Genomic DNA, 14,446 nt, shown 5'->3' with positions numbered 1-14,446 from the left:
GGATCGAACGATTGATTGCCGTGGGTAGTCCACACTTTGAACCCCAACTTTTGGAGAGCGTTCCATGTCTGACCGCTATATCGACTTCGCCAACTCGTCCATCGGCCATCGCCTGGTCGGGGCTTTGGGCCTGCCGTCGCCGGTGCGACTGGAGCGCTGGCAGGCCGGGCGCCTGCGGCCGGTGGAAGGTGCGCTGCTGATCGGTGGCGGCCCGCTGACCGAGCGCATCAGTGCTTTCGCCAACCGTTTGACCGAGGGGATTTACCGTTACGGCGAGCAACCGGCGACGGCCACTGAGTGGATTCCGGGCCTTGGCCCAAAACTCAAAGCCGTGGTGTTCGATGCGAGTGACTTGCAGCACACCGACCAGCTCAAACAGCTGCGCGAGTTCTTCCAGCCTCTGATGAAAAACCTTGAGCACAGCGCCCATCTGGTGATTCTTGGCCGTGCGCCGGAAAGCTTGCGCGATCCGTTCGCGGCCAGCGCCCAACGTGCGCTGGAAGGTTTTTCCCGTTCGCTGGCCAAGGAATTGCGCAGCGGCGGCACGCTGCAACTGATCTATGTCGGCGAAGGCGCCGAGGATCAACTGGAAGGGCCACTGCGGTTTTTCCTTTCGCCCAAAAGCGCTTTTGTCTCCGGACAAGTAATTCGCCTGACCGCGTGTGCGACCCCGGTGACCGACTGGACGCGGCCACTCGCCGGACGCAAGGCATTGGTCACCGGCGCGGCACGCGGTATTGGCGCATCAATTGCCGAGACCCTCGCGCGCGACGGCGCTGACGTCATCCTGCTCGACGTGCCACCGGCCAAGTCCGATCTGGAAGCCCTCGCCGCACGCCTGGGCGGTCGCAGTATTACTCTCGATATCTGCGCCGAAGACGCCGCCGCGCAATTGATCGAACAGTTGCCGGACGGCCTCGACATTCTGGTGCACAACGCCGGAATCACCCGCGACAAGACCCTGGCCAACATGACCCCGGAATTCTGGGACGCGGTGCTTGCGGTCAACCTCAACGCCCCGCAAATACTGACCAAAGCCCTGCTCGACAGCGGCACCTTGCATGACGATGCGCGGGTGGTCCTGCTGGCCTCGATCAGCGGCATCGCCGGTAATCGCGGGCAAACCAACTATGCCGCGAGCAAGGCTGGTCTGATCGGCCTCGCGCAGGCTTGGGCACCGACGTTGCAGGAGCGCGGCATCAGCATCAACGCCGTGGCCCCGGGGTTTATCGAAACCCAGATGACCGCGCACATCCCCTTCGGTTTGCGCGAAGCCGGCCGCCGTATGAGTTCGCTGGGCCAGGGCGGCCTGCCGCAGGACGTCGCCGAAGCGGTGGCGTGGCTGGCGCAACCGGGCACCGGCGCGTTCACCGGGCAGGCGCTGCGCGTCTGTGGGCAAAGCGTTCTGGGGGCATAGGCATGAGCATCGAATGGCACTCGCTGGACCGCGAACCAAGTCTGCCCGGGCTGTACGCAAGGGCCGCGACACGGCGCAAAATCACCGGCACGCAATTGCCCGACAGTGGTTTGCGCTGCTGGGTCGACGTCAACGGAAAACGGCTGGCGGACTATCGCAAGGTCTGCGGTTTTGTCGACGATGGCCTGCTGCCGCCGACTTATCCCCACATCCTCGCGTTTGCCTTGCAGATGCAATTGCTCACGGCCAAGGACTTCCCGTTTCCGCTGCTGGGGTTGATTCATTTGCGCAACCGCATTCGCGTGCTGCGGCCGATGGGCGGGATCAGTCGGGCGCAAGTCAGCGTGCGCGTGCACAACCTGCAACCGCATCCCAAGGGGGCGACGTTCGATCTGGTGACCACACTGGACGATCAGCTCGGGCCGCTGTGGGAAGCCGAAAGCCAGATGCTCTGTCGCGGTGTGAAACTCGACGGTGAGGCCGTCGAGCAGCAGTGGGAACCGTCGCAAGCGCTGACTGAAGTGTCGGACTGGAAAGCACCAGCAGACATCGGCCGCCAATACGCCAAGGTCTCCGGTGACTACAACCCGATTCACTTGAGTGCGACCAGCGCCAAGCTGTTCGGTTTCCCCACGGCCATCGCCCACGGCTTGTGGAACAAGGCACGCACACTCGCGGCATTGGCGGATCATTTACCCAAGGCCAATTTTGAAGTCACGGTGCACTTTCGCAAACCGGTGCGATTGCCGAGTGAGGTGACATTGCTCGCAAGCGCGGCAGGGTCCAGCGGCGAATTGCGCCTGGTTGGCGCGGGGGAACTTGAGCACATGGTGGGTGACTGGCAGCCGATTGCTTGAAACCCTTTTGTTGGCGTCGGGGGCAAGCCTGTAAATTGTGTATATATCACTTAAGTTTTTGCGTGCGGCGCCCCCTTCTCCGGCAAACATCCAGCCTTGATTTTCAAGGCTTTTTTTTGTGCGTCTATATCGTGGGTATTAGTCCTTAGGCGCTGCGCAGCACCTTATATATAAAGGCGTTAATACCAACTTGAGAATGGTGCGAACCCTGCCCCCGGACTGAGATTGGCACAACGGACGAGGCATCACCGACAACAGATCGGCGGGCCATCGAAGACGACGAACGTTGTGACAGGTGCAGGTAACTCGATCATGAAAACTCAAAACGTGTGGTGCAAATCGGCAATTGCTCTGGCATTGATGCTTTCCCTCGGCCTCACCGGTTGCAGCAGCGGCGGTGGCGGTCACAAGAGCAATCCCGGCGCCTCTTCGCAGGACAGCACCGCCGGTACCGATGGGACGGGCGGAACTGGTGGAACAGGCGGAACCGGTGATACCGCCGGAACGGGTGGCACTGGCGGAACCGGTGACACCGCCGGTACGGGTGGCACTGGCGGCACTGGCAATACCGGAGGCACTGGCGGCACTGGCGGCACTGGCGGAACAGGTGATACCGCCGGCACAGGTGGAACTGGAGGAACGGGTGGCACCGGCGGTACTAATCCTACCAATCCGACAAACCCTACAAACCCGACAGATCCAACCAATCCAACCAATCCAACGAACCCGACAGATCCAACCAACCCGACTAATCCCCCCCCAGCGCTGGTGACCACCACCCTCGTGCAGGATGTCGGTAAAACAGTCAGCGGCGTCGGCGATGGTGTTGGCCAAGTGGGCGACTCCCTGAGCGGCGTGCCTGTAGTCGGTGGCGTGGTACAGAGCGCGGCCAACACCGCTGGCAACGTTGTCTCCACACTGGGCGACGGCGTAACCAACGGCATCGGTAAACTGGCGACTGATCCAAAAGGCCTCACCACCACCGTCTCTTCGGTCGGCGGCGTGGTACAGGATGTCGGCGACGGCGTGTCCGATCTCAGCGGCAAACTGTCGACCGCAACCAATCGCGTCCCGGTGGTCGGCGGCGTGGTCACCAAAGTGGCTCCGTTGCTCGATGGCGTCGGCGAGAAAGTCACCATGCTCGGCGACACGCTGAACACATCACTCAGTACCGGCCCAACCAGCCAACTGACCAACACCGTTGGCGGCAAACTGGTGCCGGTGATAGCCATGGTTGAAAGTACTACTGACAAAATCGGTAGCGCCACTGGCCTGGGCACTCCGCTCAAAGGCGTGATTTCGCAAGTCGGCGGCGCGGTGAACGGCTTGGGTGGCAAGGTCACCGACGCCGGTCACGGCAATGCTCTGACCAACACCGTCGGCGGTGCGCTGAGCAATACCGGCACAGCCGTTGGCAAGGCCGGTGGCCTGGTGTCCAACGGCACCGGCTCGGGTACCGGTGGTATCGGCGGTGTCGGTGGTATCGGTGGCGCTGTGGGCGGGGCTGTCAGTGGTGTCGGCGGCGCTGTCGCAGGTATCGGTGGTGCTGTCGGTGGTTTAGGTGGTGCCGGTGGTGCCGTAGGCGGTGCTGTCAGTGGTGTCGGCGGCGCTGTCGTGGCTGTCGGTGGCGCGATCAGTAGCGGCAGTGTCGGTGGCGGAGGTGTCGGTGGTGTCGGCGGCGCTCTGGCTGGCACGGGCCTGCTGCAAACCGTTGGCGGCGCAGTGGTCAACGTCGGCGCAGGCTTGAATGCTGGCAGCACCAATGGCGTGGTCAGTGCAGGTGGTGTCACCGCGGGTGGCTTGGGTAATACCATCGCTTCGCTCAACACTGCACTTGGCGGATCGGGCACACCGATCACCGCTCCGACCTCACCACTGGCCACCGTCGGCGCCACTGTGGGGGCTGGTCTGAACCCGGTTACCAGCGCTGTCACCAGCCTGACCCAAAATGTCGGCGCCACCACCGGTATCTCCGCACCTGTGGCCGGTCTCACCACCCAGGTCGGCGGCGCAGTCAGCAACATCGGCAACACGATCGCTGCCACCAACAACCCGGTCACTACAGCCGTCGGCGGTCTGGTCAACAACGTAGGTGCTACCGTCGGCGCCGTCGGTGGGCTGGTCAATGGTGGTGCCAGTACAGGCACCACCGGCGGCACCACAACTGGCGGTCTGGGCGGTGTGCTCGGTGGTTTGACCGGCGCTCTGGGAGGCAACAATCGCTAAATTGCACCTGGCCGATTCGACGGCCTTACCTACAGCGCCTACGCTTGGTTGAGGGCGGAAGATTCCCACGAGTCTTCCGCTTTTTTCTTTGGAAAATCAGCCCTTCGCTGTGTTCTGACCATGGAGTGTCCTATGCGCGTTATGGCATCCCTGCTGTGCCTCAGTCTCAGTTCCACCGCCCTCGCCGACACCCTGCCCAGCTTTCTCAACAGCAACGAAACCATCCGCAACCTGCCCGTGCCCAACCTGCCGGCCGACGCTTATCGCCCGAGCGCCACGCCGCTGGAAGTGCCTGACCCCGGCGCCGCCACCGCGCAACCGTTGCTGATGGAAACCAAGGTCAATCTCAGGACCGTGCAGATCGAAGGCGGGACGATTTATCCGCTCAACGAACTGGCCGAAGTCTACAAGCCGCTGATCGGCCACCAGACCAGCCTCGCCGACCTGATCGAGGCGACGCGCAACATCACCCGACGCTATCAACAGGACGGCTATCTGTTGTCCTACGCCTTCCTGCCGCAACAGAATTTCGACGACGGCGTGGCGCGAGTGGTGCTGGTCGAAGGCTACGTTCGCGATGTGCAGATGCAGGGTGATGTCGGCCGGGTCAAAGGCCTGCTCGATAAACTGGTGGCGAAAATACAGGCCGAACGGCCGCTGACCCGCAAGACCTTCGAGCGCTACACCACGCTGATGACGCGCATCCCCGGCGTCACGATTCAGGCCCAGGTGCCGCCGCCCGGCACCACTGACGGCGCCACGACGCTGATCGCCGAGGCCAGCCGCAAACCGTTCACCAGCACGCTGAGCGCCACCGAAAACAACCGTAACGGCACGCAAGCGTTGCTCGGTGTCAGCAGCAATTCGCAAACCTCCATGGGCGAGCAACTGACCCTCAGCGGCCTGTTCCCGCCGGGAGATGACCACGAACGTTACTATCGCCTCGACTACAGCCAGTTCCTCGATGCTGAAGGCACGCAACTGAATCTGTCGGCCTCGCGTTATCGCGCCGACCCCGGCACCGAGGTGCTGGTCAACAATGGCGGCCGCCTCGATACCCACCGCGAAAACGACCGTTACTCGATCGGTTTCAGCATGCCGCTGATTGCCTCCTCCAACGAACTGCTGACTGCCGGCTCGCGCCTGTACGCGGTCGACGACAAGACCCGCTACGACGGCATCAACTTTCCGTTCAGCACGGAGTTTCGCACCGACATTCGCGCCCTCGCCTTCGAAGGCGACTGGCGCAAGGCCGATGCCCGCCAGTTGCGCATCCTCAGCGCCGGCGTCTATCAGGGTTTCGACAGCCTGGGCGCGCATACCAACTTCGATGACATCGACCTGGACTTCTTCCGCGCGCGACTCTCCGGCGTGCAGAGCGACAAGTTCTTCGACAACTGGCAAGGCGTGCTGTCGGCAGCGTTGTACTGGAGCGACGACACCTTGCCCGACAGCGAGCGCGCCGTGTTCGGCGGGCAGAATTTCGGTCGCGGTTATCCCGATGACCAGGCGTCCGGCGACAAGGGTTGGGGGGTGGCTTACGAGGTCAACTACAGCTTCAACCGTGAGGGCAACTGGGTGCGAATCCTGCAACCGTACGTAGTGCTCGACCGCTCGCGCAGCTGGTTCAATGACTTGCCGGTGCAGGCCAACAACCTGTCATCGGCAGCGATCGGATTAAGGTTTGGCGATGCCAAGTACTACAACATTGCGTTGGAGGCAGCGAAGGCGATGTCGGATGAGGCACTGGACACCTTCAATCGCAAACCGCGGTACAGCATCAGCTTCAGTTATCAGTTGTAAAAGAAATCCCCTGTAGGAGCTGCCGAAGGCTGCGATCTTTTGATCCTGTTTTTAAAGATCAAGATCAAAAGATCGCAGCCTTCGGCAGCTCCTACACAGGTGCGTGTAGTCAGCATGAGGTGGGTGGGCCTCATCGCGGGCAAGCCCGCTCCCACAGGGTCATATGCCACTTTCAAGATAGATGCGGAACCTGTGGCAGCTGGCTTGCCAGCGATGAACGATGACGCGGTTTTCGTTGTGGATCAGCTTTGCGGATCGACTCGATCCAGCGCCCGGTTCACCGTCAGTTCGGCGAGCATGATGATCTGCTGAATGCCCAACACCGTGCTGCGCTGCAAGCCGCTCAGTTCGCTGGCGAAGTTGCTGGCCGCCGCGCTGGCGCTGGCCAGTGATTCGCAGGCGTGGGCGAGCAGGCTTTCGGTATCGACGCTCGGGTTGACCAGGAACATCGTGCTCGGCTGGCGTGGTTTGAAAACCTTGTGGGAGGGTTCCGAAAATCCCACACACACTTAAACATCCCGAATTGAAATACCCCCCGTGTAGGAGCTGCCGAAGGCTGCGATCTTTTGATTGTGATCTTTAAAAACAAGATCAAAAGATCGCACCCTTCGGCAGCTCCTACGCGTGTGGTTGTAGTCAGTATGAGGTGGGTGGACTGGGCGGGCCTCATCGCGGGCAAGCCCGCTCCCACAGGGTATTGCGACATTTTCGAAAACTATGCAGATCCTGTGGGAGCTGGCTTGCCAGCGATGAACGATGACGCGGTTTTCGTTGTGGATCAGCTTTGCGGATCGACTCGATCCAGCGCCCGGTTCACCGCCAGTTCGGCGAGCATGATGATCTGCTGGATGCCCAACACCGTACTGCGCTGCAAGCCGCTCAGTTCGTTGGCGAAGTTGCTGGCCGCCGCGCTGGCGCTGGCCAGTGATTCGCAGGCGTGGGCGAGCAGGCTTTCGGTATCGACGTTGGGGTTGACCATGAACATCGTGCTCGGCTGGCGAGGTTTGACGGGATCAGGGCAGAGGTAGAAATCCAGCGCACGCTTTATGGCTTCGCGGTTTTTTGTCTGCTCATCGACGCGGATGGCGTCGGCAAGTGGGGTGGGGGTTTCGAGGGGGGGATCGGGAATCAGCTTGTCCATTAACAACTCCTACTTGGCTTCGTAGCCACCTGTTGTCGTTTCCACACGGCAAAAAGGTGGCAGCTGTACGCGGGGTGGAAAACCGATAAGTAGGCAACCGGCCAGACCGAAGTCTGCCCACGCACAGCCGCCGCGACGCAGTTTGCAGACGAATGAAGACGTCGGCAACGATTACGGTGCTGATGTAATGCATCTACTTAAGCGGGTTTCCACACCCGATCGCTGAGACGTCAGCGACAACCCAAGACTAGTGAGCGCACGTCCGACGGACAACCTGAAAACCTTGTGGGAGGGTTCCGAAAATCCCACACACACTTAAACATCCCGAATTGAAATACCCCCCGTGTAGGAGCTGCCGAAGGCTGCGATCTTTTGATTGTGATCTTTAAGAACAAGATCAAAAGATCGTCCGATCGCGGCCCGAGCCTTCGGCAGCTCCTACACGGGTATATGCAGTCTGCATGAGTTGTATTGACTGGGCTGCTCGCGAAGAACGATAACGCGGTGAACCGGGCTAGCCCCCCGATCCGCTGTCGACCTCCCCGCCCTCAGCCTGATCGAAATACTGCGGAATCTCGTGCAGGTAGCTTTTCAGCCAGCGCTGCATGGCCAGTTCCCGTTCAGTCGGCGTCTGGGTTTGCACGACCGGCGAGGCGACTTTGTTACGGCTTTGCAGCAGCAGCCAGCCTTCGGTTTCCTGTTGCTGGGCCGAGGCTGGGCCGGCGTCGATGGCGTGGCTGGTCAGCGGCAGTGCCAGCAGGCCAACAAAAAAAATGGCAGCTCTCATCGCGGTCTCCTTACTTGAGCATCGCCGTGACGGCGGCGGTGGCCGGGCTCGGCACTTTGAGTTTTTCCGCGCGGCCCTGGGCTTCGCTGAATTGCGCCGGGCTCAGGCCGAGACGGCTGACCAGTTCGGCGGCGCGGTTCCAGTCGTTCTGATAGAGCAACAGCGTCACCAGGTTCAGCGCCGCCAACTGATCGCTCTGCTTGAGCTCCATGGCGGTGAGGAATTCGAAGCGTGCGTCTTCAATGCGCAACTGGTTGAGGTAAACCACCCCCAGATCGTTACGGATTTTTTCGTCGGTCGGCGCCAGGCGTGCGGCGCGTTGCAAATGAGCCTGCGCCTGACCGTAGTCGGACCTCGCCGCTGCCAATTGGCCCAAGCCGTGTTCGGCCTCGGCGGCCAGACACGAACCGAGCAGGCTGCGATACAAAGGCTCGGCCTCACTGCGACCGAGCAAGCGGTACACCTTGGCCTTGCGCAGACGCACATCAGCGATGTTGTCCGGCAGGCTTTGCAGGTTGGCGAGGCTGGCGTGCAGCTTGCCATCGTTGGCCATGTCATCGGCGAGGTTCAACGACAGCTGTTGATCGGAACTCAACTTGGCGCAACTGGTGTTATTGGTCAGCGCTTGCCAAGGGTTTTGCCCGGTGTTGGCACAACCACCGAGCAGCAGCAAACAGACACCTGCAATCATCGCTTTCATCACCACTCCTTCAAGCACCCAACGCCTTCGCCAGGGCGGTGAAGCCCGGGCCGGCGAGGACAATCAATAACGCCGGGAAGAGAAACAGCATCATCACGACGGACATTTTTGCGGACATTTTCGAGATGTATTCCTGCAGGCGGGTCAGGCGCCGGTCATCGAGCAGTTGCTTGAGTGACAGAAGCGATTTCATCGCGCCGCCGCCCTGATGCAGCAGTTGCTGGAGGATCACGCAGGTGTCGGTGAACTCGTCGACCGCCAGCAGTTGCGTGGCTTTGCTCAGTTCTGCGCCCAACTCAAGGCCCGAGTCGACGCGGCTCAACACCAGGCGTAGTTCCTGGGTCAGCACCGGCAACAAAGCCTGGCCTTCATGGCTCAACACGCGCAGTGCCTGCTCCACGGCCATGCCGGATTCGAAGAGGATGCGCAGCAGCGGAATGAACGTGCCGATCTCACTGGCCAGTTGTTTTTGCCGACGGGCGACGGCAATCACCAATAGTCGCTTGGGCAACAGGTAGCCAACGCCGAGGGCGAACAGCGGCGCGATCCATTGTTTTTCCACGGCGGGAAAAAATACCGCTTGCAGCAGCACGGTCAGCGCCAGCAGCAACAACGGCGAGCCAATCTGGCAGGCGGCGAACAGCGAGCGCTGACGGGCGCTGCGCCAGCCGAGACGGTTGAGCAGGGCCTGGGTTTCGTTGTCGATTTTGACGCTGCGCTGGCCGACCTTGCTGTCACCGAGCACTTGCAGCAGATTGCCGAAGCGATTCTGCCGCAGCAGGTTGCCCTCCAGCCGGCGGCTGATCTGCTGGCTGCGGCGGCGCTGGTCCAGCAGGCTGAAAAGCAGCAACAGCGCGGCGCCAAGCAAGAGCAAGGCGCTGATCATCAGTGGCGTCGTCATAGGCTGCGCAACATCCGCCAGAGCAACAGACTGCCGATCACCTGCATGCCGAACGCCGTGGCCAGCATCCGCTGTCCGGAGGGGTCGTGCCACATGGCGACCAGATAAACCGGATTGGCCATCAGGAAGTACCCGGCCATGGTAATCGGCAGCAAGCCCAGTACCCACGCGGTGAGGCGGGTTTCGCCAGTCATCGCGCGCAATTGGCGCGCGGCCTGATCGCGCTCGCGGATCATCTTGATCAGGTTTTCCAGCAACTCGCTGGCGTTGCCGCCGTAGCGATGATTGACCTTGAGGCCGAGGGCGAACAGCCGAAATTCATCGCGCTCGTAAAGCTCTGCCAGATCCGACACCGCGTCCGGCAGGCTCACGCCCAACTGCACGCTGCGCTGGACCCGGCCCATGGCATCCTTGAGCGGATATTCACTGGCCTCAATGGCTCCGAGCACCGCATCGGCCAGGGTACGTCCGGACTTCAGGCTTCGCACAGTGTGGTCGAGCAGTTGCGGCAATTGTTCAATCATTCGCCGCAGCCGACGTTGATAGCGCCAACTGACATACCCGCGCAGGGCAAGCGGCGGCAAGACGAACAACACCAGCAAGCCAATCATCCCCGCCAGGGCGAAACCGATGAGCATCGCAAAGGCCCACAACAGTAACCAGAGGCCGATACGCTCCGTCGGCCGGCCCAGTCCCGCACGCAGAAACGCACGTTCAAGCCCCACCCAGCGCGGCGCCTCCACCGTCAATTGCGGTTGCCCCTGATTAAGCCGATCAAGTACCCGCTCGGTCCCGCCCTGACGCCAGCCGCTGTAGAACAGGCGCAGCGACAACCCCAGCAAGGTCAGGCAAATCACGATCAGCAACAGCGGTTTGAGCATGCTGTGGGCCCTCAGTGCGCGAGCATCGGTTCGCGGCGCAACTTGTCGCCAGCCGGGTTGACCGCCTCGCGCATGAAGCCGAAGCCTGTGCGGCGGTCGAGACGGAACAACGTGTTGGTGACGTAAACGTCATCGCGCACGCCGACCACTTCCACCACCTCGCTGACGCAGCGACGGCCGTCCGGCATGCGCGTCAGTTGAATCACCACATCCAGCGCGGCGCATATCATCTGGCGCAGGGTGCGTTCGGCGATGGTGCGCCCGGTCAGGCCGACCAGGGTTTCTAGACGCAGCAAGGCGTCCTGGGCATTGTTGGCGTGCACGGTGCTCATCGAGCCGTCGTGACCGGTGTTCATCGCCGTCAGCACGTCGACCACTTCAACACCGCGAATCTCACCGAGGATGATCCGGTCGGGCCGCATGCGCAGGGCGTTGCGAATCAGATCGCTGGCTTTCACCTCGCCATGGCCTTCGGCGTTTGGCGGCCGGGTTTCGAGGCGCACGACGTGGGGATGGCCGAGCTGCAATTCGGCAACGTCTTCGATGGTCACCAGACGTTCGTTGGGATTGATCAACTGGCTGAGGATGTTCAGCAAGGTGGTTTTGCCAGTGCCGGTGCCGCCGCTGATAAGGATGTTGCAGCGCTTGCCCACCGCCTCCTGGATGAAGTCGAAGATCGCCTGATCGATGGTTTGCATTGCCATCAGGTCGGTGCTCTTGAGCATGTCCTTGCGAAATTTTCGGATCGACAGGCACGGGCCGTCGAGGGCAATCGGCGGAATGATGGCGTTGACCCGGCTGCCATCGGGCAGGCGTGCATCGACCATCGGCGACGACTCATCGAGACGCCGACCGAGTGGCGCGAGAATGCGCTGCATCACCCGTTCAACGTGGTGTGCATCAATAAAGCGCAGGTCGCTCAGGTGCAGCACGCCGTCGCGTTCGATGAACACCCGGTGCGGGCCGTTGACCAGAATCTCGGTCACCGCGCTGTCGCGCAGCAATACCTCCAGCGGACCGAAACCGGTCAGCTCATCGACGATTTCTTCGGCCAGGCGCTCCATCTCATAACGGGAAATCGCCAGGTGCAGGCGTGCAATGTATTCGGCAACCTTGTCGATGACGAACTGCGAGAGCACCTGCCGCGAGCCCTCCAGCAGGTTTTTCCCCGACTCTTCGATGGCGTCGATGATGTAGCGGTGCAGCACCAGTTTCAGGCCGTCGTGGTCGGTGTTGCCGGGGGCGGCGCGCTGCGTCCCGCCGAACAGTTGTTCGCCGCTCATGAGGTGCCTCGCAACCGGTCGAACCAGCTGGACTTGGGTTTGGCCAGGCCTTCGGAGCGTTTCGCCAGACGTTCGCCGAGGGTACGCAGGCTTTGGCTGATGGCTTCACGCGGTGCCAGTTCGAACAGGCTGACACCCTGGTTTTTTGCGTTTAGACGAATCTCCGGACTGTAGGCGAGCACCGCGATCACCTCCAGGCCGAAGGTCTTGCCGAGGGTGTCGGAGTCCGGTGCGACGTTGCGCAAGTAACGATCCACCAACAGCCGGCAGTGGTCGAGTTTCATGCCTTTTTCGCGCCACAGATTGAGCACCGCAAGGTTGCGTCGACAGTCGAGAACGTTCTGGTCGGTGTACCAGATCAGCTTGTCGCAATGGCTGACGAACGTGCGCAGTGCTTCGCTGTCGGGCTGGCCGGTCAGGTTGACCACGATGTGCTGGAAGTGTTGGCGCAGGGCGCTGAGCAACATGTACAACTCGGCGGCACTGGTGCGCTCCAGCGGCTCGTCGCCATTGGCATAAGCCAGAATGCGCAGGCCGGCTTCGGCGCTGGTGAAGGCGCTGTCGATCAGGGTCGCATCCAGCCGCCGCAAGTGGCGCAACGCGTCGCCGAAATTGAACGAACTCTCAAGCCCGAGCAAGGCCAGGCTGTCACCGCGCGGTAGGCCCAGATCGAGCAGCAGGGTTTGCTGGCCGCTCTTCTGCACCACCAGCGCCATGTGGTTGGCGAGCAGTGCGCCGTCGGCGTTGCTTTGTACGCCATAGAGCACGGTCAAACCACCGAGCTGAGTGCTCGGCGTCACCGCCGGCAGGCGTTTGCTCAGGCGTCGTACCAGACCTGCGACTTCACTGGAGCGCGAACCGTAGGCGACGAAATCCCGCGCGCCGGCGCGCATTGCGTTGAGCACCAACTGATTGTCCATGCCGTCACCGAGGGCGACGATGGCGAGCATCGGCTTGGCTTCGAGCACCCCTTCGATCAGGGCGCTTTGCGCCACCAGATGATCACGATCAAGCCCCACGAACACCAGGCTGGCGAAGGTTACATCGACCAGCGCCAGCAACTCGTCAAGGCTGCCGCCACCGGCGCTGACCACCTGACCGAGTGGCGCCAGCGCACCTTGCAGCCACTCAAGGTCGGTGTCGTTGCGGGTGATGGCGAGGAAGGTCTGACTCAGGTTCTGGCTCATTGCGATAATCCGCTGCGTTTATCGAAGTTGCCGTTTTCGAGGAAGTACAGGCGATACCAGTTCGGGTCGTAGTTGCGCAGTTTCTCCCCCGGCAGCGAAGGCAGCGGCGCATTCGCGGCCAGTGGCTGCACCAGGTGCGGGGTGACGATCATCAGCAACTCGCGCTCTTCGCGATTGATCGACGAGTTGCGGAAAAATGCGCCGAGGACCGGGATGTCGCCAAGGCCGGGAAACTTGTTCACTTCAGAGGCGTTGCGCGTGCTGATCAGCCCGCTGATCACAAAGCTCTCACCGTCGGCCAGAGAAATGCTGGTGTCGGTGCGGCGGATGGTGAACGCCGGCACGGTGGTGCCGCCGATGGTCACGCCATTGTTGTAGTCCAGCTCGCTGACTTCAGGGGCGACCTTGAGAGCGATGCGGTTGTTGCTGACCACGGTCGGGGTCAGGGTCAGGCGGATACCGAATTCCTTGTATTCGATGGAGTAACTGTTGCTGTTGGCGCTCGGCACCGGGATCGGAATCTCACCGCCAGCAAGGAAACTCGCGCTCTGCCCGCTCAACGCCACCAGGCTAGGTCGCGCCAGGGTGTAGGCGAAACCGCTGCCCTCCAGCGCATTGACGATGCCGAGAAATTTGCTGCTGCCACCGCCCCAGACAATGTTGAACGCGTCGTTGACCAACGGAATGCTCGGTGCAATGACCGGCACCGTACCCGGTCTGACTACGGTGCCTGGCACCGTGCCCGGGCCGCCGAACAGGAAGTTGTTGGAGCCTTTACCGTAGATCGATGTGCCGGCCTCTTTCAGTTTGGTGCGGCTGACTTCGACAAAACGGATGTCGGTCTGTACTTGCGACGGCAGGTTCGGGTCATCGGTTGCCGGCAGCGTAACGGCCGTCATCGCTGCGCTGGCCTTGCCCTGCACGAACACCATGCTCTGCAGCGGCGCGCTGGCGCAGGCACTCCAGATCATCAACGTGGTGGCGCCGGGCGCGACGCCGGTGAGCAACACGCCTTGATCGCCGGTCACGCGCACATCGGCGATTTTCGGGTCGCCCACCGCAACCCGAGTGATAGGCACGGGTGATTGCAGCGCTTGTTGCAGGCCTTCGCCGACTTCCAGTGTCGCCGGCAACGGACCGAGCGCGGCGCAGTTACTGGTGGCGGCGACGGCAGTGCCGATCGAGGCGACGCTCAGCAGCGAGGCTCGAAACAGGCCGTTGAACAGAGGCGTAAAGCGTTTGCGCATGTAAAGGCGTCCTTGC

The 14,446-nt window shown here is 61.7% G+C and carries 12 protein-coding genes and 1 pseudogene; 4 read left to right on the top strand and 9 right to left on the bottom strand.

The genetic code is table 11. The features are described 5' to 3' along the window. The first annotated feature begins 64 nt into the window (after positions 1-64). The 4 genes from ACA061_RS03220 (at position 65) to ACA061_RS03205 (ending at position 6,303) form a co-directional block, all read left to right on the top strand. Positions 65-1,417 (top strand): 3-oxoacyl-ACP reductase, encoded by a 1,353-nt coding sequence (locus ACA061_RS03220; protein ID WP_150617922.1) that lies wholly within the window; start codon positions 65-67, stop codon positions 1,415-1,417. Positions 1,418-1,419: 2 nt separating this feature from the next. Beyond that, entirely contained in the window at positions 1,420-2,274 is an 855-nt protein-coding gene (locus ACA061_RS03215) for a MaoC family dehydratase (RefSeq protein ID WP_497300570.1), read from the top strand. A gap of 312 nt (positions 2,275-2,586) precedes the next feature. Continuing rightward, the gene (locus ACA061_RS03210; protein WP_497300569.1) at positions 2,587-4,500 is read left to right on the top strand and encodes a collagen-like triple helix repeat-containing protein; all 1,914 of its coding nucleotides are present in this window, start codon (positions 2,587-2,589) and stop codon (positions 4,498-4,500) included. A 132-nt stretch (positions 4,501-4,632) separates the two neighbouring features. Next, positions 4,633-6,303 (top strand): ShlB/FhaC/HecB family hemolysin secretion/activation protein, encoded by a 1,671-nt coding sequence (locus ACA061_RS03205; RefSeq protein ID WP_210701106.1) that lies wholly within the window; start codon positions 4,633-4,635, stop codon positions 6,301-6,303. Between the two features lie 242 nt (positions 6,304-6,545). On the opposite strand, the pseudogene ACA061_RS03200 reads toward ACA061_RS03205, so the two are convergent. The 9 genes and pseudogenes from ACA061_RS03200 to ACA061_RS03160 all read right to left on the bottom strand — a co-directional run. Continuing rightward, positions 6,546-6,773 (bottom strand): annotated as a pseudogene (locus tag ACA061_RS03200) (DUF6124 family protein); the annotation flags it as partial. Between the two features lie 308 nt (positions 6,774-7,081). After that, positions 7,082-7,444 (bottom strand): DUF6124 family protein, encoded by a 363-nt coding sequence (locus ACA061_RS03195; protein ID WP_210554193.1) that lies wholly within the window; start codon positions 7,442-7,444, stop codon positions 7,082-7,084. 514 nt (positions 7,445-7,958) lie between these two features. Then, a complete protein-coding gene (locus tag ACA061_RS03190; protein WP_150602532.1) occupies positions 7,959-8,231 on the bottom strand; it encodes a DUF3613 domain-containing protein in 273 nt (90 codons plus the stop codon). Positions 8,232-8,241: 10 nt separating this feature from the next. Continuing rightward, positions 8,242-8,931 carry a tetratricopeptide repeat protein gene (locus ACA061_RS03185; RefSeq protein ID WP_210554194.1) on the bottom strand — a complete coding sequence of 230 codons (690 nt, stop codon included), beginning with the start codon at positions 8,929-8,931 and terminating at the stop codon, positions 8,242-8,244. A 10-nt stretch (positions 8,932-8,941) separates the two neighbouring features. Further along, on the bottom strand, positions 8,942-9,832 hold the full coding sequence (locus ACA061_RS03180; RefSeq protein ID WP_497300567.1) for a type II secretion system F family protein: 891 nt from the start codon (positions 9,830-9,832) through the stop codon (positions 8,942-8,944). Continuing rightward, positions 9,829-10,713, bottom strand: coding sequence for a type II secretion system F family protein (locus ACA061_RS03175; protein WP_210554196.1), 885 nt, complete (start codon positions 10,711-10,713; stop codon positions 9,829-9,831). Before ACA061_RS03175 ends, ACA061_RS03180 begins: the two co-directional genes overlap by 4 nt. A gap of 11 nt (positions 10,714-10,724) precedes the next feature. Next, positions 10,725-11,996 (bottom strand): TadA family conjugal transfer-associated ATPase, encoded by a 1,272-nt coding sequence (locus tag ACA061_RS03170; RefSeq protein ID WP_150617930.1) that lies wholly within the window; start codon positions 11,994-11,996, stop codon positions 10,725-10,727. Then, a complete protein-coding gene (locus tag ACA061_RS03165) occupies positions 11,993-13,183 on the bottom strand; it encodes a CpaE/TadZ family protein (protein WP_150602537.1) in 1,191 nt (396 codons plus the stop codon). The genes ACA061_RS03170 and ACA061_RS03165 overlap by 4 nt, the downstream gene beginning before the upstream one ends. Beyond that, entirely contained in the window at positions 13,180-14,430 is a 1,251-nt protein-coding gene (locus ACA061_RS03160) for a type II and III secretion system protein family protein (RefSeq protein WP_497300565.1), read from the bottom strand. Before ACA061_RS03160 ends, ACA061_RS03165 begins: the two co-directional genes overlap by 4 nt. Positions 14,431-14,446: the final 16 nt, after the last annotated feature.

The organism is Pseudomonas sp. LBUM1668, from assembly GCF_059695715.1.
The sequence above is the reverse complement of the archived record's forward strand: the minus strand, read 5'-3'. Positions and strand labels throughout refer to the sequence as shown.

Coding starts and splice junctions, on each gene's coding strand:
- ACA061_RS03160 (WP_497300565.1), bottom strand. CDS start 14,430: ATGCGCAAACGCTTTACGCCTCTGTTCAACGGCCTGTTTCGAGCCTCG.
- ACA061_RS03195 (WP_210554193.1), bottom strand. CDS start 7,444: ATGGACAAGCTGATTCCCGATCCCCCCCTCGAAACCCCCACCCCACTT.
- ACA061_RS03220 (WP_150617922.1), top strand. CDS start 65: ATGTCTGACCGCTATATCGACTTCGCCAACTCGTCCATCGGCCATCGC.
- ACA061_RS03165 (WP_150602537.1), bottom strand. CDS start 13,183: ATGAGCCAGAACCTGAGTCAGACCTTCCTCGCCATCACCCGCAACGAC.
- ACA061_RS03190 (WP_150602532.1), bottom strand. CDS start 8,231: ATGAGAGCTGCCATTTTTTTTGTTGGCCTGCTGGCACTGCCGCTGACC.
- ACA061_RS03185 (WP_210554194.1), bottom strand. CDS start 8,931: ATGAAAGCGATGATTGCAGGTGTCTGTTTGCTGCTGCTCGGTGGTTGT.
- ACA061_RS03210 (WP_497300569.1), top strand. CDS start 2,587: ATGAAAACTCAAAACGTGTGGTGCAAATCGGCAATTGCTCTGGCATTG.
- ACA061_RS03175 (WP_210554196.1), bottom strand. CDS start 10,713: ATGCTCAAACCGCTGTTGCTGATCGTGATTTGCCTGACCTTGCTGGGG.
- ACA061_RS03205 (WP_210701106.1), top strand. CDS start 4,633: ATGCGCGTTATGGCATCCCTGCTGTGCCTCAGTCTCAGTTCCACCGCC.
- ACA061_RS03170 (WP_150617930.1), bottom strand. CDS start 11,996: ATGAGCGGCGAACAACTGTTCGGCGGGACGCAGCGCGCCGCCCCCGGC.
- ACA061_RS03180 (WP_497300567.1), bottom strand. CDS start 9,832: ATGACGACGCCACTGATGATCAGCGCCTTGCTCTTGCTTGGCGCCGCG.
- ACA061_RS03215 (WP_497300570.1), top strand. CDS start 1,420: ATGAGCATCGAATGGCACTCGCTGGACCGCGAACCAAGTCTGCCCGGG.